This is a genomic window from uncultured Methanobrevibacter sp. (genome assembly GCF_902774605.1).
GTDB lineage: Archaea > Methanobacteriota > Methanobacteria > Methanobacteriales > Methanobacteriaceae > Methanocatella.
In genome coordinates, this window is sequence record NZ_CACYJE010000005.1 from 1 (window position 1) to 21,244 (window position 21,244).

General features: G+C 42.0%; 22 protein-coding genes. 11 read left to right on the top strand and 11 right to left on the bottom strand.

What is annotated here, in order from left to right; all coding sequences use genetic code 11:
- Positions 1 to 408 (bottom strand): hypothetical protein (locus tag QZU77_RS01945; RefSeq protein ID WP_295599211.1); only part of this gene is annotated, 408 nt, incomplete at its 3' end.
- 234 nt (positions 409 to 642) lie between these two features.
- Between QZU77_RS01945 and QZU77_RS01950 the strand changes: the two genes are divergently transcribed.
- Entirely contained in the window at positions 643 to 1,656 is a 1,014-nt protein-coding gene (locus QZU77_RS01950; RefSeq protein WP_295599214.1) for an ArsA family ATPase, read from the top strand.
- A 25-nt stretch (positions 1,657 to 1,681) separates the two neighbouring features.
- On the opposite strand, the gene QZU77_RS01955 is transcribed toward QZU77_RS01950, so the two are convergent.
- From QZU77_RS01955 to QZU77_RS01975, 5 genes are all read right to left on the bottom strand, one after another.
- Entirely contained in the window at positions 1,682 to 2,026 is a 345-nt protein-coding gene (locus QZU77_RS01955; protein WP_295599218.1) for a hypothetical protein, read from the bottom strand.
- Positions 2,013 to 2,381 (bottom strand): hypothetical protein, encoded by a 369-nt coding sequence (locus QZU77_RS01960; RefSeq protein ID WP_295599221.1) that lies wholly within the window; start codon positions 2,379 to 2,381, stop codon positions 2,013 to 2,015. Before QZU77_RS01960 ends, QZU77_RS01955 begins: the two co-directional genes overlap by 14 nt.
- A gap of 126 nt (positions 2,382 to 2,507) precedes the next feature.
- Positions 2,508 to 5,447 carry a hypothetical protein gene (locus QZU77_RS01965; protein ID WP_295599224.1) on the bottom strand — a complete coding sequence of 980 codons (2,940 nt, stop codon included), beginning with the start codon at positions 5,445 to 5,447 and terminating at the stop codon, positions 2,508 to 2,510.
- Positions 5,448 to 5,574: 127 nt separating this feature from the next.
- On the bottom strand, positions 5,575 to 6,216 hold the full coding sequence (locus QZU77_RS01970; RefSeq protein WP_295599226.1) for a cobalt-precorrin-7 (C(5))-methyltransferase: 642 nt from the start codon (positions 6,214 to 6,216) through the stop codon (positions 5,575 to 5,577).
- Position 6,217: 1 nt separating this feature from the next.
- Positions 6,218 to 6,601 carry a helix-turn-helix domain-containing protein gene (locus tag QZU77_RS01975; protein ID WP_295599229.1) on the bottom strand — a complete coding sequence of 128 codons (384 nt, stop codon included), beginning with the start codon at positions 6,599 to 6,601 and terminating at the stop codon, positions 6,218 to 6,220.
- A 132-nt stretch (positions 6,602 to 6,733) separates the two neighbouring features.
- Here QZU77_RS01975 and QZU77_RS01980 point away from each other — a divergent pair, with 132 nt between their 5' ends.
- Together QZU77_RS01980 and QZU77_RS01985 are read left to right on the top strand one after the other, a co-directional pair.
- Positions 6,734 to 7,510, top strand: a complete 777-nt coding sequence (locus QZU77_RS01980) for a protein-ADP-ribose hydrolase (RefSeq protein ID WP_295599232.1) — start codon at positions 6,734 to 6,736, stop codon at positions 7,508 to 7,510.
- On the top strand, positions 7,503 to 8,357 hold the full coding sequence (locus QZU77_RS01985; protein WP_295599235.1) for a hypothetical protein: 855 nt from the start codon (positions 7,503 to 7,505) through the stop codon (positions 8,355 to 8,357). Before QZU77_RS01980 ends, QZU77_RS01985 begins: the two co-directional genes overlap by 8 nt.
- Here the strand turns inward: QZU77_RS01985 and QZU77_RS01990 are convergent.
- Positions 8,346 to 10,472, bottom strand: coding sequence for a phage holin family protein (locus QZU77_RS01990; RefSeq protein WP_295599238.1), 2,127 nt, complete (start codon positions 10,470 to 10,472; stop codon positions 8,346 to 8,348). The two genes, QZU77_RS01985 and QZU77_RS01990, sit on opposite strands and share 12 nt — an antisense overlap.
- Positions 10,469 to 11,338 carry a metallophosphoesterase gene (locus tag QZU77_RS01995; protein WP_295599241.1) on the bottom strand — a complete coding sequence of 290 codons (870 nt, stop codon included), beginning with the start codon at positions 11,336 to 11,338 and terminating at the stop codon, positions 10,469 to 10,471. Before QZU77_RS01995 ends, QZU77_RS01990 begins: the two co-directional genes overlap by 4 nt.
- A gap of 82 nt (positions 11,339 to 11,420) precedes the next feature.
- Here QZU77_RS01995 and QZU77_RS02000 point away from each other — a divergent pair, with 82 nt between their 5' ends.
- The 5 genes from QZU77_RS02000 to QZU77_RS02020 all read left to right on the top strand — a co-directional run bounded on the left by QZU77_RS02000 (position 11,421) and on the right by QZU77_RS02020 (position 16,127).
- Positions 11,421 to 12,611 carry a redox-regulated ATPase YchF gene (locus QZU77_RS02000; RefSeq protein ID WP_295599246.1) on the top strand — a complete coding sequence of 397 codons (1,191 nt, stop codon included), beginning with the start codon at positions 11,421 to 11,423 and terminating at the stop codon, positions 12,609 to 12,611.
- Between the two features lie 28 nt (positions 12,612 to 12,639).
- Entirely contained in the window at positions 12,640 to 12,954 is a 315-nt protein-coding gene (locus tag QZU77_RS02005) for a TIGR04076 family protein (protein ID WP_295599249.1), read from the top strand.
- A gap of 14 nt (positions 12,955 to 12,968) precedes the next feature.
- Positions 12,969 to 13,958: an SLC13 family permease gene (locus tag QZU77_RS02010; protein WP_295599252.1), complete on the top strand. Its 990-nt coding sequence runs from the start codon at positions 12,969 to 12,971 to the stop codon at positions 13,956 to 13,958.
- A gap of 45 nt (positions 13,959 to 14,003) precedes the next feature.
- Complete coding sequence (locus QZU77_RS02015) at positions 14,004 to 14,552, top strand: DUF2115 domain-containing protein (protein ID WP_295599254.1); 549 nt, start codon at positions 14,004 to 14,006, stop codon at positions 14,550 to 14,552.
- 210 nt (positions 14,553 to 14,762) lie between these two features.
- A complete protein-coding gene (locus tag QZU77_RS02020; protein ID WP_295599257.1) occupies positions 14,763 to 16,127 on the top strand; it encodes an MATE family efflux transporter in 1,365 nt (454 codons plus the stop codon).
- Here the strand turns inward: QZU77_RS02020 and QZU77_RS02025 are convergent.
- Genes QZU77_RS02025 through QZU77_RS02035 form a run of 3 tightly spaced genes read right to left on the bottom strand, consistent with a single transcriptional unit; the run spans position 16,116 to position 17,944 of the window.
- Positions 16,116 to 17,060, bottom strand: coding sequence for a hypothetical protein (locus QZU77_RS02025; protein WP_295599260.1), 945 nt, complete (start codon positions 17,058 to 17,060; stop codon positions 16,116 to 16,118). The genes QZU77_RS02020 and QZU77_RS02025 overlap by 12 nt on opposite strands.
- A gap of 5 nt (positions 17,061 to 17,065) precedes the next feature.
- Complete coding sequence (locus QZU77_RS02030) at positions 17,066 to 17,536, bottom strand: GNAT family N-acetyltransferase (protein WP_295599264.1); 471 nt, start codon at positions 17,534 to 17,536, stop codon at positions 17,066 to 17,068.
- A gap of 9 nt (positions 17,537 to 17,545) precedes the next feature.
- Positions 17,546 to 17,944 (bottom strand): C-GCAxxG-C-C family protein, encoded by a 399-nt coding sequence (locus QZU77_RS02035; protein ID WP_295599267.1) that lies wholly within the window; start codon positions 17,942 to 17,944, stop codon positions 17,546 to 17,548.
- Between the two features lie 76 nt (positions 17,945 to 18,020).
- On the opposite strand from QZU77_RS02035, the gene cfbD reads away from it, so the two are divergent.
- From cfbD to QZU77_RS02050, 3 genes are read left to right on the top strand one after another with little or no spacing between them, the layout of a single operon-like run.
- On the top strand, positions 18,021 to 19,094 hold the full coding sequence (gene cfbD, locus QZU77_RS02040; RefSeq protein ID WP_295599437.1) for a Ni-sirohydrochlorin a,c-diamide reductive cyclase catalytic subunit: 1,074 nt from the start codon (positions 18,021 to 18,023) through the stop codon (positions 19,092 to 19,094).
- Positions 19,091 to 19,687 (top strand): imidazole glycerol phosphate synthase subunit HisH, encoded by a 597-nt coding sequence (gene hisH / locus QZU77_RS02045; RefSeq protein ID WP_295599270.1) that lies wholly within the window; start codon positions 19,091 to 19,093, stop codon positions 19,685 to 19,687. The genes cfbD and hisH overlap by 4 nt, the downstream gene beginning before the upstream one ends.
- A 3-nt stretch (positions 19,688 to 19,690) precedes the next feature.
- The gene (locus QZU77_RS02050) at positions 19,691 to 21,058 is read left to right on the top strand and encodes an AIR synthase-related protein (protein ID WP_295599273.1); all 1,368 of its coding nucleotides are present in this window, start codon (positions 19,691 to 19,693) and stop codon (positions 21,056 to 21,058) included.
- Positions 21,059 to 21,244: the final 186 nt, after the last annotated feature.

Consider the following 21,244-nt stretch of genomic DNA (forward strand, 5'->3'; position numbering starts at 1 on the left):
ATATAATGCCAATGAAGGTACAATAAAAGCAGATGAAATAACGATTCCTAAATTTAATTGGTTTAAAAAATAAGTAATTGTAATTATTGTAATAATGATTCCTGGAACTGAAAATACCATCAATTTAGACAAAAACTCATAGCTATTTCCAAATCTAATATCGGACATGATTTTGTATTTCTTTTCTAATCTTTCATAATTCAAAAGGTAATAAAACCATGGACTAAACAAAATGCAATATAATATCCATATTACAATACTAAAAAAGTCATTTAAGTTCATACATGTTAATATAGCTAATAATAGAAGCGGAATTGTGTAAATTAATATTGAACATATTCTTTCCATCATTGATAAACTTTTAATGTCTAATGGAAGTAGTATTTTTGATATTCTTAAATTGTCCATATTTTATCACATGTAAATTTTTGATATATTAATCATAATATGTTATCGTATTTAACTCTTCTGCAGTTATCAGGAATTAACAAAATCTATGAAATTTTTTTTGATTCATAATATTGGGGAGGGGGTTTATAAAAAATTGTATTGAAATATTGTCAATAACTAAATTTATATACTATAAGAAATTAAAGTTACAATTAGTAACTAAAAGTAACTTTATTTAAGGAGGTCATTTTTTTGGCATTTAGAGATTATTTCAAATTCAACAAGGATAAGACAACATTCATTTTTATAGGTGGAAAAGGAGGAGTTGGAAAAACATCAGTATCCTCTGCCACTGCATTATGGCTGGCTGAACAGGGCAAAAAAACATTAATAGTGTCAACAGACCCTGCACATTCCCTATCTGATTCACTGGAAGTTCCAATAGGAAGCTATCCAAGAGAAATCAAAACAAATTTATTCGCAGTTGAAATCGACCCTGATGTTGCAATGGAGCAAAAACAGGCACAGCTTGAAGCCCAAAAAGCGGCAAACCCTGATGACAACGGAGGATTGTTGGGCATGGACTTCTTATCAGACCAACTGGACATGGCATCATCCTCACCGGGTGCGGATGAGGCAGCGGCATTTGAAATGTTCATGGCAGTGATGAACTCAGATGAATATGATGTGGTGGTGTTCGACACAGCACCGACCGGCCACACATTAAGGTTACTTTCCTTCCCGGAAGTCATGGACTCATGGGTGGGCAAGATGATGATGCTCAAGGCTAAATTGGGCTCAGCAACCAATGCCCTTAAGAAAATCATGCCTTTCATGGATGCGGTTGATGACCCTCAAACCTCAGAGGATTTGAAAAGAACCAAGGAGCAAATCGACAAGGCAAAAGAAGTGTTGTCAGACCCTGACAGGACCACTTTCAAGATGGTTGTGATTCCTGAGGAAATGTCAATTTATGAGTCTGAAAGAGCATTGGAAGCTTTAGGAAAGCACGATATCACTGTTGACAGTGTCATCGTCAACCAGGTGATGCCGGATATCTGCGACTGTGACTTCTGCCACTCAAGGCACAAATTGCAGCAAAAGAGATTGGCTTTAATTGACCAGAAGTTCCCGAACCAGCACATTGCTGAAGTGCCGCTCTTCAAGGATGAGGTAAAAGGCCAGGAGAAACTCTTAAACCTAGCTCATATCCTATATGATGGTGAGGACAACGATGAGGTTGTTCAGGAAGCTATTCAATTATAAAATTAAAAGTTAAAAGTTTAAACTTTTAACCATTCTCATTTTTTCTTAAAACCCAACTAATCACTTCAACAATCAATATCAAAATTATGAATAATGCGGAATTGATGAAAAAAGTTTTTTGATAGATTGTTTCCAAATAACCTGCAATTCCCCAGCAGACAATTAGAATTATTGATATGGCTCTAAATATTTTGCTGATCTTTTCGTTTTCATACTTTTGTTTGAATTTTAAAAGTATTCCAATTATCAGTATCACTAAAAGTATTGCTCCAAACATTAAATGCGCATATATTGGGATTTTCAGTGTTAGTGAGCATATTATGTATGCGATGACTATAATTATTGAAAAGAGTATTTCATATTTCTCCATTGTTTTCCTCTTTTTTAAAGAACCATTCGCAGAATAATGTTATAATTAATAATAAAATAGGAAATCCACTTATGTCTGTATTTCCGGTATACAAATCGTATATTAAGCAGATTACTGTTATTACAATTAGGATCTTTATGATAATTGATTGTTTTTTCAACTTTTCAATAATGTTTTTAGGATTTTTTATAAGTATATATGCAAAATATATGAGAATAATCAATGCAGGGATAACAAATATTAATAATGCAAATATCTGATTAAAAATCTCATTTCTTGTAAGGGCAATTGCGAATACTAAGATTGCAAACAAAATGAATAGTAGTATTGCTATAGTTTCAGATTTTATCTTCATATCATCACCTGTAATATATATTGTACAATATTCACTTCATTATAAAAATAATTATTTATTTTTACTTTAATTAAATTAAATTAAAATGAACCTGCATGAAGTATGCAGGCTCATTATAGTTTATTCTTATTTCCAACTTTTATCCCAATATTTTTTAGGCATGCTAAAGGGTGTCCAATGCTCGTCAGTGAAATACTTGTAGGTTTCTTTTTTTGTCAATGTTTTAGTTTGACCTTTGCTGATATATTTGGCATTATTCCTGTTTAGACTTCCATCTTTTTTTATTTCAACTTCGATATAGTCCATTCCTCCATTTTTATTTGGAATATTGTATACTTTCTTGTCTTGGAAATATCCTGGACGGGTAAATGTAACTATATCCATTGCTGTATGCCAATCCTTTTCATTAAGCACGTCCTGTTTAAAGCTTGATCCTGCTCTTTGAGCCATGGCCATAAAACCATAAATGGCAAGTAATGATCCGGATGCTCCATGAACTAATTTTCCCAGCGAGTATGATAATAAAGTATGGACTGTGTGAACATAGGAGTTGGCATCATTCATCATATCAGTTAATAGTTTCATTCCCGGCTTGCTGATTGATGTTAATTTGCTAAGGGCATTATAAATGTCGTTTGCCGCATTGCAAAGGCCGCATCCCTTGGTGTTGGTGCTAATTTTGGATCCCTTGTAGACGCTTTTTCCACTGGAAAGCAATACGCTGCACACGCCGCTTGTTGTGTTCAGTGCGAATGCGGATTCATTTCCATTGAAGACGTAAAGCATCTCGCCCAGTTGGGTGATGCTGTAGTTGCCATTGGCTATCGCTGAGAACACATCGTTCATTGAATTAGTTGTATTGGCATTGTAATCTCCGCTTAAAGGCTTCAGTGCGTACTCTTCAATGTTTGGCAGGTTGATTGAATTGGCATATTTGAACAGTTCAATGTTTTCATCATTGCCCATAACCTTCATGCCCATATCAGCGTTTAGAATATGGAGGTAGGTGTCCTTGGTGTTTATTCCGCCAAGTATTGTAGCGGTGCTTCCCCTTTTCCAGACCACATCCAATTCCTTTGCGTAGTGATCAGCGATTTCGTCCGCCAGCCATGCGGTTTCAAGGCCTGCCATGAACATTCCGTAAATGTAGATTATGTTAAAGTTGCTCCGGTACTTTTGGTCTATTCCCATCCATTTCTCTACAATGTCCTTTGTGACTTTTTCATTGATTATTGCATATGATTGTATTGCCTCAAAACCATGGTATAGTTCATAATCCTCTCCATGCCCGTAGGTAATATGCTCTTCCTTCCCATATTCCTCCGCGCCGTTGACGATGAATTTTGTGAGGATGTCCTCTTCAGGTATATATCCAGTTGTAGAAATTAGTTTGTCTACATGATTTATAGGTTTTCCGCAATTTGTGAACTTGACCTTATCCATATTGTGGTCGGTTACTTCATCATAACTTTTAATGTTAAAGTCATTAATGTTTTTGCCGTAATATTTCGCTAAATTATATTTCAGACCCATTTCATCATATTCATAAGTTATGAAATTGATTTGAGCTTTCAATCCATTGTTATGGGCATAGACTATTCTTTCAGTATTCTTCGAAAACTTATCAATGTTCACTCCGAACATATCAGTGTTCATAATGTTGGTGTTTCTGCATTCTATTTTAGTGTAATTAATCATTTTTGTAATTAAAATCCCGTCACCTTTCAGGTTCGCTTTATTGTAATCGCTTTTGACTCCGCTTCCGTCAAACGGAATGAAATGTGTTTTATATCCTAAAACTATTGAATCGATGCCTAATATTGTACTGGTGGAGAATCTATATGCTTTTCCTCCAACCTGCACTGTGAACACTTCATTTTTAGGCAACTTCACTATCCCATCAACTCCAGTCTTTACAGTGTAGTCTGAATTGTGGAATCCATAGGGCACTGTCACGTTGACATAATTCGGAATCAGTGTCACGTGGCTAAACGTGGTATGCTTGAGGGCCTTGTTGATTGTTATCTTGTTAGTGTTTTTCAAGCCATCGTACTCTGTGGTCACGCTGTACTGTCCCACATCATAATCCAGCGGTATTGATGCCATTCCGTTCTTGTCGGTGGTTTGTGTGAATGTCTGGCCGTTAATCTTTATGGTGACCTTCTTGTTGGGGGATGCCTTGCCGTAGCTGTTGAGTATTTTTACCTTGAACCTGCTGCCGTCGCCATCCTTCATTGTCAGGTCACTGGTTTCAATCAAGGATTTGATTGTCACGGTCTTTGTCACTGTTTCTGATGTCTTTGAGTTTATGGAGGATAGGCCATACTTGCCAGGTTTCAGGTCCAATGCCACTTTCCCCACGCCCTTCTTGTTGGTCTTGACGCTATATGTTTTGCCGTTTAATTTGAACTTGACTGCAGTGTTTTTCAAAAGCTTTCCCTTCTTGTCGTAGAATGTTGAGTAATAGGAGGCAGTGTTCTTATAGTATTTTGTGAAATCACTGCATTTAATTGTGCTTTTGATTGTCACCTTGCTGTTGACGCTTTTTTTGGCGAATTGACTTGATCCCGCATAGGTTGACACTACCTTATATGTTCCGCTTTTAAGATTGAGTGCAAGTGTCGCCACGCCCTTGGAATCGGTTTTCCTGGAGTATGTTGTCCCGTCAATGGTGATTTTTATTTTCGTGTTCTTCATTGCTTTCTTTTTGTTGTCCTTTAGTGTGACTTTGAATTTGGTGCCGTCCTTATAGTGCATCTTCACGTTAGGGGCTTTCATGTTGACTTTCACATTGGCCTTCACGGGGGTGACGCTGTGATATGTTGCCTTGCTTGCAAGCACTGTCTTTTCTGAAGAGCTGACTACATTATCGTTCTCAACGCTTTTGGAGAGAACCTCATCCGAGTGGGTGTTCATCTGAAGTTTCCCCTCACTGTCAATGTCCTGATCGTAATCAGGTTGATTAATGGTTTTTAATGTTTCATTATCACTGTCTGTTGCGCTTGCAGCTGTAATCAGAGCGAAAAACAGTAATATGAAACAGATGGTGTTTATTTTCATGTTCATAGTATCTACCTTCAAATTGTCAATTTAATCTTAAATCAACAATTAAGGTATTGTACTGGGAACATATAAGCTTTGATTTAAAAATCAAATCATAAAAGACTTTTAAAATGAATTCTAAGCAACAATTTTACGGTTCTATGACAATAATGCACATGTAGGTAAATTCACTCTCCGCAATGCATTTTAACGTGCCGGTTACAATCTTCTCATCAGGGTAGCTCAAGCGCTCACAGACAGTGACCTTGCGCTCAGGCTCCACACCATTGTCGATTAGAAACTTTGCCATGTCCTTGACTTTCCTTGAAGGCAATGCAATGGTAGTCTTGCCGTTGTTGATGACTGGCAGGATGTCCTCGATGTTTTCACGACCATGGAAAGTCATCACGTTCGCATTGTCCCATTGGATATGGCATTCGGCGGCTGCAAGCTGCAGGGAACTGATTCCAGGTATCACCTCAATCTCCTCTTCAGGAAAACCGTTCTCCCTTGAAAGTCGCAAAACAGTATTCAAAACGCCTGAAAAGCCAGGGTCCCCGGTTGACAGTATTGACACTGTGTTTCCATCAACCGCCAGTTTCACTCCCTCATCCAGCTTGTCAAGCAGGTCCTTGACGTTGAATGCGATTCTGTTTTGAACATCATCAAACAATTCAATCGCACGGGTGCTTCCTACAGTGTAGTCGCTCATCTTGACGGTGTCAATCGCCTTTTTGGTCAAATACTCGCTTGCGCCGGGGCCGATTCCAACAATATAAATTTTACCAGTCATGCTAATCATCAATGTTTAAAGTTTGCTTGAAAGTATCCTTCAGTTCCTCGCGCTTGTCCTCGGGATAGGTTTCATCCAGATCATCATCCAATGTGAACATCGCCAGCTCATAGACAATCCGGTTCATGGAGCGCCCATAATCGGTCAGGTAATACTCGGTAGTGACTGGAGTGGTGTTTATGACCTTCTTTTCAATCAAACCGTTTTCCTCCAATTCCTTAAGGCAACCTGACAGTACCTTATTGGATAGCTTGGGCTTGTCCTCCTTGAATTCCTTGAAATGCTTCTTTCCGAAGAACATGTCCCTGATAATCTGTATGCTCCATTTTTTGCTGATCAGGTTCAATGTCCTATCCACTGGACACACTATTTTTTGAACACTCATAATTAAAAATTGATTTAAATCATATTTAAATGGTTACTTTCAACTCACCGGGTTTCCATAAGGTTACAAAAATCATTTAAATGCATTGGATTAAATTAATTATTAACAAAAATTTTTTTGGGAGGGATTGAAATGGAACAATTGGACTACTTGCTCAACTACCTGATTGATGAGCGTGGAGAAAAAATCAGAATTCCGGACGATTATCATTCAAAAAGGGCATTGCTCAGATCACTGATGAACGTCAGGCCGCCAATGGAAATATCGCACGAGTACCTGAAAGTGCAGGATGAGTTCTTGACCGCTGAGACATTAAGCAAGGATTTGACCGGCATTGATGACATCACCGAAGCCAAAGGAAAGATGATGCTGTGGCAGGGCGACATCGTCACATTGAAGGTCGATGCCATCGTCAACGCCGCCAACTCCAAACTTTTGGGGTGCTTCATCCCCCATCACAATTGCATAGACAACATAATCCACTCCGCAGCGGGACTGCAGTTAAGGGATGAATGCAGCAGGATAATGAAAAGCCAAGGCGTTGACGAGGAGGTTGGAAAGGCGAAAATCACCGATGCCTACAACTTGCCCTCAAAACACGTGATCCACACTGTCGGTCCGGCTATACCTCAAGGATCAGGCCCCTCCGATAAGAACATGGAGGAGCTGGCCAGTTGCTATAGGTCATGCCTTGAGATTGCAAACCGCTATAATCTGGAGTCAATCGCATTCTGCTGCATATCCACTGGAGTGTTCAACTTCCCGCAGGACCTGGCGGCTGAAATTGCAATAGGAACCGTTGAGGAATACTTGAAAAGCAATGAAACCACACTGAAACACGTGATTTTCAACGTGTTCACTGATGAAAGCTACATGATATATAAAGAATTGTTGTTTGGAGATGATTAAAATAGATAAATTCGTTTTAAGATTGGACAAGGCTAAAAAAGCCATTGATGAAGCAGATTACATACTTATAGGTGCAGGTGCGGGACTGTCCACCGCTGCAGGCATCGAGTACACTGGTGAAAGGTTTGAGAAATACTTCCATGACTTCATAGAGGAATACGGTTTCACTGACATGTACTCCTCAGGATTCTACCCCTTCAAGACGCAGGAGGAGAAATGGGCTTACTGGGCAAGGCATGTCTACGCCAACCGTTATGATGTCGGCAAGACCAGCGTCTACCAGAAGCTGCTGGAGCTGGTTGAAGGCAAGGAATACTTTGTCCTCACAACTAACGTGGAATCACAATTCTGGATCAACGGATTCGAGGACAGTCGAATATTCGCCACACAGGGAGACTACGGGCTGCTGCAGTGCAAGACACCATGCCACCATAAGCTATACTCGAACAGGGAACAGGTTTTAGAATGGGTTGAAAAGACCGAGAATTTCAGAATCCCCACCGAGCTCGTTCCGAAATGCCCTGTCTGCGGCGGTGAAATGGAGCTGAACCTAAGGGTGGACAACACCTTTGTCGAGGACGGCAAATGGCATCAAATGAATCACAATTACTCCAAATTCCTCAAGGGGGTCGATGGAAATATAGTGTTTCTTGAAATCGGCGTGGGATACAACACTCCGGGAATCATCAGGTACCCATTTGAGCAGATGACTTACAGTGACGATAATGCAACATTGATACGCTTGAACCTGGACTATCCGCAGGCAATACCTGAAAACAAGGATAAGACAATCAGTTTCGATGAGGATGTTGGGGAAATCCTGGATTATTGGCTTTCAAGAATCTAAATTCCCAATCTCCTTTTTCAGGAATCTATAGATTGATTCGGCACCAACCAAATCACCGGGGTCGCTCCATTCTGACGGATAAAGGATGAATGGTCTTGACTGGTTTCCGCCCAATCCTCCATGGGACCCGATTAGCTCTTCAAAGGCGCACACTTCATCTGTTCTCTCATCGTAGAAACTGTTCACAAGAATGTCAGGCATGTTCTTGAATGAATTCTGCCTTTTCAAATGCCTTGAAGCATTCTCTCCAAAGCCGTTGAGAGGATTTTCGCCGATGATTTCATCACTGTCGAGGTAATAGATTCCATTCTCGCCAATGACCATTCCACCATTTGCCAGTGAATTGGCCATGATGAAGCCGATTCCTGAGTGGCTTACAAGGCCGGGTATCAGTTCCGGGAAAAGCATCACTATCTCCTCATAATTCAGGCGCTGCTTCCAGTTTGTCAGATAAATCAAACCCAGATTGCCGGAACCCAAAACTATCAGTTCAGAATCACTCGCCTTTTTGGTGCTCAGCTGTCTTGACTCATGTCCGGTAATGTATTCCAGGCTATTGGAGTATCTTTCACGCAGGTTCCTGTACTGCTCGTTTTCAAAAATAAGATCAGGCTTTATCTCTTCAATCTCGCGCCTGATGTTTTGAAGGGAACCCTCATCGTCGAAGAGATCATCACGAATGGTATCTACCCTTTCCCTGATGCTCTGCAGCTGCCTGCTTTCAGGCATGACTGCATCCCTGAAGTGGTCAATATTGTATTCGGTGGAGTATACCTTCAAGTCATCCGGCAGGAGTCTTCTCACGTAATCTCCAAGGGTGATTCCGTATCTTTGCTTGAATGTTGCGCCCTTGCTTTGGCCATGGTCGGACAATACCACCACCTTATAGTCACGGTCGTTCATCTCGATGGCGGATGTGAGTCTTGCGATTTGAACGTCGATCTGCTTTAAAACGCCCCATACGTCATCATCCTCCACTCCTGAATGGTGCGCCACTTCATCATAGCCCATGAATGTCGCATATGCAGTGTCGATTTCACCCCTGAACATTTCACTGGTGAGTATTTCAGTGGTGGCTTCCCTTAAAACAACATTGGCCCCTGCCCTGATTGCAGCATAGACTATTGTTCGCCTAAGCCTTGGCTGAATGTTACGGATTCTATGCATGAGCTGTGATTTCAATTCCAGTATGATGTCCCATAGGAACAGGACGAAGATTCTCTGGAAATTATAGGATTCCAAAAAAACGGTATGCAAGGTCTTGTTATATATCCTTGAGATTGATTTCAACCGGGATGAGGTAAGGGCTGATAGTTTGCTGTCTCCTGAAAACATGTTGGCGATGCTTAACCCGTTTACAAGCAATCCTTCCCCGTTGCTTATTCTCTTTTCAATCTCTGGCGCATGGCTTAATTTGCCTGAAACCATGATTCTATTGTCATTTTCCTTTTCAACCCACCTGTAGGCAACAATGTCTTGGTTGTTTCCGTGAAGTATTCCTGCCTGGCTTGCACCGGTCTGTGAGGACAGGTCGGTTTCCCATTCCTTCAGGACATGGGTCTCCTCTTCAAGCCATTTCTTAAGCGTTGGCATCACGCCATTGTCAATCGCCTTTTTCAGGGTGCTGAATGACAATCCGTCGATTTCAAGCATTATGGCTCCGGGGTATTTCTTATCGTCAGTGCTTTTCCTTTTAATCGCATATCTTAAAATGGTTTTGACGTATGAATCATAATAGCTGGTGTTGGTAATGTTTGTTATGAATGTTGTGAATATCGCCATGACAATCGGCACCTGCCAGAAACCGTAAAAGCCGACATAAACGCCAGGGATGAAGTATGTGGCTATGTAGAATATTAGAGAGTTTAGCACTAATGCACCAATCCCAAAGGTTAAGATAATATACTTCATCATAAACCTTCTGAAAACCGGCCATAGTATTGCATTGGCAATGGTGAATGCCACAACTATGATTATGGCATTATAATGGGGGCCTATGTTGAAATCAGTGCTGATGTAGTCGACAAAAAAGATAGCTGCAATGTTGGCTAACACGAGTAAAACTGTTGTGATGACCGTTTTCAGGGATGAAATTATAGTGTTTTTTAAACTCATTCTACCGGAATGCGCTGCTTGTTTTTTGTTTTCAATGTTATTATTGTTATTTCAGGCTTGCAGTTGATTCTTATTCTAAATGAATTGGTGCCTAATCCTTTGCTGGTGTATTGTGTCATTTCGCCAACTTTATAAAGTCCAACAGGGTACTTGGTGGAATTCGGTCCCCTGAAAGGGGTGGTTTCAACTATAGGTATGATCAGCTGTCCTCCATGGGAGTGTCCGGATATCTGCAAGTCGATTCTGCCGGTCTGGGATGATTCATGAGCGAAATCGGGTTCATGGGCAAGAAGTATTGTAGGATAGTCATCGTCCAGCTTGGCCAATACGGCGTCAAGGTTATCGGCGCAAACGGTGCATGAGTCCACGCCGGCGAGGTTCAGCTTATCATCGCCTCTGCTCAATAGGCGAACATCATTGCTCAAGTCCACAATGTCGCATTGATCGAATATCTCGCGAATCTTATCTGAGCCCATCCAATGGTCATGATTGCCCAAAACCCCAAACTTTCCTCCAGGGGATTTCAATTTGCCCAATGATTTTTTCAATGCCTCATCATACCCGTCAATGACATATGACACGTAATCTCCTGTCAGGGTGACGATGTCATAATTTAAGGTATTGACATAATCTATCAGGTCATCCAGGTACTCGGGGTTGATCCATTGGCCCATGTGGATGTCGCATAGGTTTAAAATCCTGAAGTTATGGAAATCCCAGCCGAGATTGTCCAATTCGATATCCACCTCAATGACATCAATTTTTTTTGGACTGAAATTCTTGTCCGGCAGGGAATAGGTCATTGCATCCTGAATCCCCTGTCTGATTTTCATGGCCTGTGGGTGGTCAATTTCTTCATCTTTCATAATGATAATATATTTTGGTTCTGAAAATATATATAATTTTAAAGACAAAGATTATGATGTTATTGATTATCAAGTGATTATTATGCTTCAAATTGCAGTTTGTGGAAAACCGAATGTTGGAAAATCATCTTTTTTCAATTCAGCAACAGCATCAACCGTGGAAATGGCGAATTATCCATTCACAACCATTGATGCTAACAAGGCGGTTGCTCATGTAATAAAGGATTGCCCATGTAAGGAACTGGGCGTCACATGCAATCCCCACAATTCAATCTGTTTAGATGGAAAAAGATTGCTTCCAATAGAAATGATAGATGTTGCAGGACTCGTTCCTGGAGCGCATGAAGGAAAAGGATTAGGTAACAAGTTTTTAGATGACCTGATGCAGGCTAAAGTATTCATCAATGTCATCGACGCATCAGGCTCAACAGACCTCGAGGGAAACCCGGTTGACCCTGGAAGCCATGATCCGTTGGATGATTTGGAATTTCTCGAAAACGAGATTGTGATGTGGATGTATGGGATACTCTCCAAGAACTGGGTCAGGCTCATAAGGAAAGTCGGTGCCGAACACCTCGACATTTCAAAAGTACTGTTTGACCAGCTTTCAGGTACGGGCATAGCTATAGAGGATATCATTGAAGCTAAAAGAACAATCGAACCTGATTACAATAAATGGGAAGAACAGGATTTGATTGATTTAACCCGCAATATATTGCATATTGCAAAGCCTATGATGATTATTGCAAACAAGGCTGATCTTCCGACCTCTGCTGAAAACATCAAAAGAATTCAGGAAAAATATCCGAACGTGATACCGACCTCAGCAGGTTCAGAGATTGCACTTGTAAAGGCCGCTGAAAGCGGACTTATAAGCTATCTGCCGGGGGATGACCATTTCGAAATATTGAAGCCGGAGGAATTGTCCGAGGCGCAGAAGAAAGGTTTGGAGTATATTCAAACCAATATCCTTGACGTTTATGGAAGCACCGGTGTCCAGGACGCATTGAACTACGGCATTTTCGAGCTGTTGGATAGGATTGTGGTCTATCCGGTTTCTGATGAGAACAAATACACTGACCAGAAGGGCAATGTCCTGCCTGACGGTTTCCTGGTTCCAAACGGTGCAACCCCTAAGGAGCTGGCATACATTGTCCACACAGACATCGGGGACAAGTTCATGCATGCGGTGGATGCCCGCAAGAAAATGCGCGTGGCCAGCGACTATGAACTACAAGACGGGGACATTATAAGTATTATTACAAGAGGATAATCATCCTCAATTCTTTTTTGTGATGACGATGAAAAAGGTAAAAATCACGGTTATGAGAAAGGTCCGGCACGATGATTTAATCGAGGAATATGAAAACCCTATTGAGCATGAGTGTGACGTTGAAGAGGGTCAGGTATTCATTGCCAACGGCTGGGTAAAGCCCGATAACTTCTGTGACAGCGCATGGGAAAGCCTTTCACCATTCGTAATGGGTTTGGCTAACGGCGCCAGTGATTTTTATGATGGCTGGATGAAGAATAAGAAATCCGCAATGATATCCTGCAATGACGGTTTCCGGCCGGTCAGTTTTCTTCTCGAAACCCTTGATGAGGATGCCGATTGATCATGGTTGATTTGGTGGAATTTTTCAAAAAGGAAACTATATTCTCAATATCATTGATTCTTTCATTGATTTCCTGTTTTTTTGTAAGGCCAAGCATTGGCTATTTAAACTATATCAACTGGGACACAATCATACTTCTTTTTGCAATAATGCTCATCGTTGAAGTCCTGAAGAACTTGACCATTTTTGAGATTCTTGTTCGCAAATTATTAATAAAAGTTAAAAGCATTCGGGGATTGGTTTTTCTTCTGGTTTTCACATGCTTTTTCAGCTCAATCTTCATAACCAATGATGTTTCACTAATCATATTCGTTCCATTCGCCATATTGGCATTGAGAAAGATAGACAGAACCGATTTGATCATATTCACTGTTTGCCTGCAGACCATTGCGGCGAATGTCGGCTGCATGGTCCTTCCAATCGGAGCGCCGCACAATATAGTATTGTACACTGTTTCCAATGTGTCATTCGATTCATTTTTCCTAATGCTGTTGCCCTATATAATAGTGTCGGTGGCATTTTTAATGATATTGACTTTTTTAACACCCAATGACAGGATACGGCCATTATCCTTTAAGAAAATAGATATCAACAGGGAGAACTTCATCAAAAGGGTCGTCCTTGGAGTGGATTACTTTTTGCTCTTGACCTTCATTGCATTGTTTATTCTAATAGGCAACCTTGAAAACATCCCATTTTTCACATTGATTTTTAAGAAATGGATTGTCGGCAATGAGGTTATATGCGGCGTTTTGACATCTCAAATAATCTCGAATGTTCCAGCGGCAATGCTTCTAAGCGGATTCAGCACCAATTATGAGGCAATCATTGTCGGAATCAACATTGGTGGTTTCGGAACACTTATAGCATCCATGGCGAATCTCATATCATTCAAGATTCTCGCCCGTGAATTCGATGAGTTCAAGGCCAGGTACCTGGTGGTGTTCACGGTTTTCAATGTCATTTTGCTTGTGATACTGTTGGGCGTTAATTTCTTGATGTAGATTTAAATCCCATGATTTGTAAAATTATATATTGGAGGTTAAAAAATGAACGATTCCCTGAACATGTATGATGATTTCTCAAATGTCGTTTCAAACGAGCAGAGCATCTCGACACAGTCCGTCCTGGATATATTGAAGGAATACTCAGGCACCATTTCAGTGTTTGACTTGATGGCGGTCAATGCTGAAATGATTGAGGAAAGCAAGTACGTGCAGGAAAATTACAAGCACAAGAGCCATGCAGTCTATGTCAAGTATTTTCTGGGACGCATCAAGGATGTTCACAGCGACAACAACACTTATGACCATGACATTGACAAGGAGGAGTTCATTGATGCAATCGCCACTTTGAAGTCATATCACGTTAACGAGTCAGTGACTTCCAAGACAAAGTTCCCATTGATTTATGGGATCATTTCAATCTACACCACTTTCATACTTGAGGAGCCGATTCATCCTGTGGGCACACCTTTCCCAGGGTCTTTGAAGGTTGAGGAAAAGGATGGGGTGTTCTATTGCCCGGTCAAGGATGCCAATTTGGAATCTCCGAATGCGGTCTGCAAGATGTGCATTGCCGAGCAGTTGGAATTTTGACTTTACCATCAAGAATTCCAATCTCTCATTTGTTTTCAACTTCTTGATATATATCCCTATTTTGAATTGCTTTGATTTTTCCAAATCCCTAATGGTAATGTGAAATGCGATTAAAAAAATCAATTTCAATGTCGACAGTATCATTTTAATCAATCAAATTTTCAATTTTAAGCATAGATTTAATATTGCATGAAAATCATATGATTAAACATGGCCAATAAGAATGTTGAACTGATGAGGGGAGAGCCTGAAATAGCAGTCAGGAAACTGGCAATCCCAATAATGATATCAATGCTTCTGACAGCATCATACAATATCGTTGACGGAATATGGGTTGCAGGACTGGGACAGGCAGCTATTGCAGGAATAGGATTTGTAACGCCAATATTCATGATTTTAAATGGTGTGAGCGTAGGATTGGGAAATGGTGCAACCAGCAGCATCAGCCGAGCGGTCGGCGCCAAAAACCATGAAAAGGCAAGCAAGTCAGCATCACACTCACTTTTGATATTCTTAATAGCTTCAATAATACTTACTCTGCTCCTGCTCGTCATACAGGAACCCTTGCTCAAGGCATACGGTGCAAGCGGCCAGTCACTCGTTGAAGGGATAAGATACGGGACACCATTGTTTGCAGGGCTATTCGCATTCATGTTCGGAAACGGCGGAAGCGGAATCCTTCGTGGAGAAGGCGACATGAAAAGGGCAATGTATGCGATGATGGTCTCAGTCATATTGAACTTCATTCTCGACCCGTTATTCATCTATGTTTTAAACATGGGCTCTGCAGGCGCATCACTTGCAACAATAGTGAGCTCATTCGGTTCGGCAATCGTGATCATGTACTGGATCTTAATCAAAAAGGACACTTACGTTGATGTTAAGCTTAAAGGGTTCGAGTTCGACCCTGCAATCATCAGGGACATTTTAAAGGTGGGGATTCCATCTTCGCTGGACATGTTTATGATGTCAGTTGCAATGAGCTTCTATCTGATGTTCATATCCTCTGTCGGTGGAGAGTATGGTATTGCGGCGTTCACATCAGGCCAAAGGCTATATCTCTTCGGTATAATGCCGTTGACAGCTATTGGAAGTGCTGTTGCAGCGGTGAGCGGTTCATCATTCGGCGCCAAGAACTGGAATTACCTTAGAAGAACACATGCCTACGGCACAAAATTCGCCACAATGTTCGCAGTGGCAATCATGCTATTGATAGTGGTATTCGCACCGCAATTGGCAATGATATTCGCATACACTCCCGAAACCGCCCCATTGATTCCGGAGATAACCAATTTCCTAAGGATTGCATGCTTCGGATTATTGTTGGTTGGTGTCGGCATGCCTTCCAACTTCATGTATCAGGGAATCGGGCGCGGAACAACCTCACTTGCATGGACAATCATACGGGAGCTAATATTAACTGTCGGTTTCACTTACCTGTTTGGAATAGTGATGAATATGAGTTTGACCGGCATATGGCTGGGATTGGCTGTCGGAAGGATTATAGCATCCATTCTAAACTACATTTATGCAAGATATACCATTCGAAAGTTGAAGCCCGTCTTAGAAAACTAGGTCAGGCTTGTTCTTGGTTTGATAGGAGTACCAGGTACTGTTCTCAATGAGAAACTCCCTGGCCAGGTCAACCAGTATCTCCTCGGTTTCGCCCTTCCGGGCAATTTCTCTTTCTGCATTGTCGTACAGGGCAATCATCCTTTTGTGGTCATTGATGGTGTATGTCAATGACAGCTTGCCGTAGTAGCTGCTGGTAAAAAGGGTTACGGCGGACATTGTACCTACAATTATTTTCAAAATCGCCCTAACGGCATTGACATCAACATTTCCGGGATTTTGAGTGGAGATGAAAAGCTCAAAGAACAATGTGATGAGGTATGCTATGATTGTGATGACTATGACCACTCGTGTGGTCCTGTTGTCCCTGTTTTTCTTGTTTTCCGCTTTTGCAAGAGCGCCATTATGATATGCTCTCTGGTCAAGTATCCAGAAGTTAATGATTGGATTTCTTTCATGACTGCTCATTTTCGGCAATGACTTCAGCACATCCTCAATCCATGGCAGGCCCTGCCTTATGAACCATGGCAGAATGTCTACAACTTGTTTTTGAACCCCTGCAACGGATAGGAAGAACTGGACACGCAATGTCTCTGCAAGTACGCGGTATTCAATGTATTTCCTGTGACAGTCAAGAGTATGGGCTTTCCTGCGGATATAGAACAAGAACAGTATCATGACTGTGCATGCAAGTATGAGTCCGTGCAATTCGGCCTCATCATATAAAAGAAAACCCATGGTGATTAATGTCCCGATGATTGACAATGCCAGAAGTATTCTCTGATGCTTGAGGGCATTTTTAATGCTTAAGACGTCTGCCGCACCATATAATTCGTCAATGGCTTTCAGTGCAGGGTCAGTGATGTCTCCTGTGATGTGGGTGAACTCTTCGTTGCACTCTTCCTTATCCCTGAAAAAGACTTCCTTCTTGTTCATTCATATCATTTCGTTAGATTTGCCAGTGTGTCTCCGGCAACTCGATATACAGTCCACTCATCCATCGCCTCGGCACCTAATGAAAGGTAAAAGTCAATGCTTGGCTGGTTCCAGTCAAGGCATGACCATTCCAAGCGGCCGCAGCCTCTTTCAATAGCGATTGATGCAAGCTTCTTAATCAATGCCTTTCCGTAGCCCTTGCCACGGTATTCAGGTTTGACGAAAAGATCCTCCAAGTATATTCCTGCCTTTCCAAGGAATGTTGAGAAATTATGGAAGAAGAGTGCAAAGCCGACTTCAGCATCATCCTCCATGATGAATATTACTTCAGCCACCTTCCTCACAAATAACCATTCATTTAGAAGCTCCTCAGTGGCGACAACCTCATCAAGCATCTTTTCATAAGTCGCCAACTGCTTGATGAAGTCCAATATCAATGCCAAGTCATTCTCGTCTGCGAACCTGATTTTGCTCATGAAAACCACTTACTCGTCAAGCAGGTCAGCCACCTTGTCTGCGATGAAAACGCAGCAGTCGACGCATGGGGACTTGTCCTCTCCTTTCTTGCTTATTATGTCGCAGCGCACGGTTCCGTACTCCTCCTTGAAGGAGTTGAATATTGCCTTTGCATTGGCCTTGATTTGTGACGGGTCATCATTGAGGATGCCGTTGGCAATCAATGCGCCGGTCACTGCCCCGCAGGTTCCCTCTTCGAATGTTCCTCCCATGCCTCCTGCAAAGCCGCAGGCCAACTTGGTCATTTCCTTAGGGGTGATGTCAGCGCCTGCTGTTTCACAAAGGCCCATCAATGTGGATTCGGAGCAACTTTTGAATGTTCTGTATTCGCGAATTTTTTCCTCGAGTAATTGTTTGTCAAGTTTCATAATCCAGTCTCCTAATTAATTATATTAATCACGAATTTTAAATAATTACTTATTAAATTGTAAGGTGATAAAAATTATACATCCAAGACCAAGTCCAATCGCTGCAACTCTCTACACGTTAAGAGACATGAACGTAGATGTAATCATCATGCACGGACCCACCGGGTGCTGTTTCAGGACAGCCCGCCTTCTAGAAGGGGATGGAGTTCGCGTGGTTACCACCGGAATGTCCGAAAATGACTTTATATTAGGTGCCGGTGAAAAGCTGGTTGAAACCTTGACCGAGGCTTATGAGGAATTCAAACCAGAACTCATGGGAATAGCGGGCACATGCGCCAGCATGATAATCGGTGAAGACTTGAAGGACGCCATTGAAACAGCAGACTTGCCATGCACCGTGATACCGGTCGAATCCCATGGGGGCTCCGGTGAGGGTGACAATACTGTCGGTGCAATCATGGCGCTTGATGCGGCCGTTGAGGCCGGTGTCATTCCGCGTGAGGAATCCGACAGGCAGATTGAAATGCTTGAAAAGGCAACTGAGGTTGAAAAGACCCGTGGAATGGCTCAGGGCAAATACATCAAGCCGAACTTCGGAGACTCAAAGGAGAAAGTTGCAAGAACAGTAGTCCAAGCATTAAAGGATGGCAGGAAAGTCGCTTTCGTTTTAAACGTTAAAAAGGAAACATCATACCTCTTTGCTGACATCATCAATTTCGATTACAAGCAGATAAATCCTGACATCAAGCCGATTTTCGTCGCCAACCTTGATGAAAACATTGGTCTTCCAAGAATCAGGCAGCACGCTGTAAACATCAAAGAGCAGCTCGACATCGAACCTGACCACATTACCGGCGGCCTTGACGAGTACCCAATCACTGCAGGAGATGCGGCGCAATACCTTAAGGACAAGGACTTGGACTTGATAGTGGTGTTCGGCGTTCCTCATGCGTTCCCGATAGAGGACTTTGACGTTGAATCAGTGGCAGTAACCGACGGGCCACGTCTCGTTGAGCCATTGAGAAACCTCGGCTACACTCATGTCGTTGCCGAACTCGACGCACATTCAAAGACATTGGGTGTTGATGAGATAGTCTTCTCTGATTTCGGAGGCATGATAAGGTCAACAATCGGGTGGTTAAGCGAATGATAACAATAATAGATTATAAGAGCGGAAACCTCAAAAGCATCTCAAACGGCTTTAAGAAAATCGGTGCCGAATATCAAATAACCGATGATAAGCAAATCATCGCCGACAGCGACTACCTTGTCCTGCCGGGTGTCGGGGCATTCGGCAGTGCAATGGAAAACCTTGAAGGGTTCAAGGATGTAATATATGAGCACATAAACGATGACAAGCCATTCCTTGGAATATGCCTCGGCCAGCAGGTGCTCATGAGCTCAAGCGAGGAATCACCAGGCGTCAAGGGCCTTGATTTATTTAAGGGTCATGTTGAAAAACTCCCTGAAGTGGTTAAGATTCCACATATGGGCTGGAACAGGCTTGAAGTCACCAGCAATTCAAGAATACTTGAAGGAATAGATGGGGAATACTTCTATTTCGTTCATTCTTATCATGTGATTCCGGATGATGAAGAAATCATTGCCGGAGTATGTGAATATGGAAGCAGTGTTGTGGCTAGTTTAAACAGGAATAATTTATTCTCAACACAATTCCATCCCGAAAAAAGCGGTAAGGCAGGATTGAAAATCCTAAAGAATTTCACTAACTTGGAGATATAGACAATGGATATTGAAGGATTTGTAAGGGCTAGAATTGACGATTACACTTATGATGATTTGGCAGACATTCTAGCAGTGCGCATAAGAGAATACAAGAACATCACTGAGGACAATTCAGTTGAAATGGCAAAGGCAGTTATTGATGAAGTGGCAACAACACTGAAACTGCAGGAAAGCGATGACGAGTTTCTAAAAGAAATAGCAAACGTCAACAAGGCTGATGTGCTGATGGGAGAGATGGGAGTAGGCTCACGCGGAGCCGGGGACTTTTTCGTTCACAGGAAAATCGCGGAAATAGTGTCATCCACAAACACCGCTTCACTCGTCAATCCATCAGAACAGGACGACGGTGGAGTGGTGAAGGCACCGGTCAAGAATGATGAGGTCTACATTACCACTGCAGTGGACGGCATACACTCAAGATTAAGCGAATACCCGTTCCTCGGAGGTTTCCACGTTACCCGCGCAACACTGAGGGATGTCTGCGTTATGGGGGCCGACCCTGTGGCCATTCTAAGCGATGTACACCTTGCTGATGACGGGGACGTTGCAAAGATATTCGACTTCACCGCTGGAGTCGCTGCAGTCTCAGAACTCGTTGATGTGCCGATTGTTGCCGGAAGCACATTGCGTGTCGGCGGCGACATGGTGTTGGGTGACAGGTTCGTGTCAGCGGTTGGAAGCGTAGGAGTGTCCGCTTATCCTCCAACAGCGCGTAAGGGAGCAACCGAAGGTGACGTGATACTTTTAACTGAGGGTTCCGGTGGGGGAACAATAACAACCACCGCTTTATATAACGGATTTTTCGATGTCGTGTGGGATACAATGAATGTTAACTTCGTCCAGGCATCACATGCACTCTTTGAAGCCGATCTCGTAAAGGACATTCATGCGATGACTGACGTTACCAACGGTGGATTGCGCGGTGACGCTCATGAAATATCAAACACCACTGGAGTCGGATTGGAATTCTATGAAAATGAAATCCGCCAGATGGTTGCGCCAAACGTTTTGAACATGCTTGAAACATTAAACATCGACCCGTTGGGAGTGTCAACAGATTCATTGATGTTGATCGTGCCTCCTGAAATAGTAAGTGATGTCAAAAAGGCCGTCGGCAAGTATGATGTTGCAATATCAGAAATTGGTGAGGTCAACAATTCAGGAGAACCTATACTCATTAAAGAGGACGGGTCTGATGAAAAACTTGTGCCGTTGTTCCGTGAAGCGGCCTACACCAAGATTAAAAAGCTGGTCGGTGAAACCACTCCTGAGGACTTTGAAATGATGAAGGAGAAGGTTCAAAGGGCATCCGATTTGGCGATTGCTAAAAAGGATAAGGTTATTGAACACATTCGTGGGGAAAGATAGTTAGGGAAATCAACAATTGATTTCTCTATTATTTATCTAATTGTTGTTTTTTTGTAACCCTTATTTAGTTTTTTAAAACCATATTTTTCATATTTTTTTTGCATTTTTTCTAATCGTTTATGTTTAATTCTCATGATATACCTCTAAATTTTATCAATTAAACCACTATGATACTTATTTTATTTA

Bases quoted from the DNA above. Each gene is read 5' to 3' on its own strand.
- QZU77_RS01955 (WP_295599218.1), bottom strand. From the start codon at position 2,026: ATGGAGAAATATGAAATACTCTTTTCAATAATTATAGTCATCGCATAC.
- QZU77_RS01960 (WP_295599221.1), bottom strand. From the start codon at position 2,381: ATGAAGATAAAATCTGAAACTATAGCAATACTACTATTCATTTTGTTT.
- QZU77_RS01965 (WP_295599224.1), bottom strand. From the start codon at position 5,447: ATGAACATGAAAATAAACACCATCTGTTTCATATTACTGTTTTTCGCT.
- QZU77_RS01970 (WP_295599226.1), bottom strand. From the start codon at position 6,216: ATGACTGGTAAAATTTATATTGTTGGAATCGGCCCCGGCGCAAGCGAG.
- QZU77_RS01975 (WP_295599229.1), bottom strand. From the start codon at position 6,601: ATGAGTGTTCAAAAAATAGTGTGTCCAGTGGATAGGACATTGAACCTG.
- QZU77_RS01980 (WP_295599232.1), top strand. From the start codon at position 6,734: ATGGAACAATTGGACTACTTGCTCAACTACCTGATTGATGAGCGTGGA.
- QZU77_RS01985 (WP_295599235.1), top strand. From the start codon at position 7,503: ATGATTAAAATAGATAAATTCGTTTTAAGATTGGACAAGGCTAAAAAA.
- QZU77_RS01990 (WP_295599238.1), bottom strand. From the start codon at position 10,472: ATGAGTTTAAAAAACACTATAATTTCATCCCTGAAAACGGTCATCACA.
- QZU77_RS01995 (WP_295599241.1), bottom strand. From the start codon at position 11,338: ATGAAAGATGAAGAAATTGACCACCCACAGGCCATGAAAATCAGACAG.
- QZU77_RS02000 (WP_295599246.1), top strand. From the start codon at position 11,421: ATGCTTCAAATTGCAGTTTGTGGAAAACCGAATGTTGGAAAATCATCT.
- QZU77_RS02005 (WP_295599249.1), top strand. From the start codon at position 12,640: ATGAAAAAGGTAAAAATCACGGTTATGAGAAAGGTCCGGCACGATGAT.
- QZU77_RS02015 (WP_295599254.1), top strand. From the start codon at position 14,004: ATGAACGATTCCCTGAACATGTATGATGATTTCTCAAATGTCGTTTCA.
- QZU77_RS02020 (WP_295599257.1), top strand. From the start codon at position 14,763: ATGGCCAATAAGAATGTTGAACTGATGAGGGGAGAGCCTGAAATAGCA.
- QZU77_RS02025 (WP_295599260.1), bottom strand. From the start codon at position 17,060: ATGAACAAGAAGGAAGTCTTTTTCAGGGATAAGGAAGAGTGCAACGAA.
- QZU77_RS02030 (WP_295599264.1), bottom strand. From the start codon at position 17,536: ATGAGCAAAATCAGGTTCGCAGACGAGAATGACTTGGCATTGATATTG.
- QZU77_RS02035 (WP_295599267.1), bottom strand. From the start codon at position 17,944: ATGAAACTTGACAAACAATTACTCGAGGAAAAAATTCGCGAATACAGA.
- hisH (WP_295599270.1), top strand. From the start codon at position 19,091: ATGATAACAATAATAGATTATAAGAGCGGAAACCTCAAAAGCATCTCA.
- QZU77_RS02050 (WP_295599273.1), top strand. From the start codon at position 19,691: ATGGATATTGAAGGATTTGTAAGGGCTAGAATTGACGATTACACTTAT.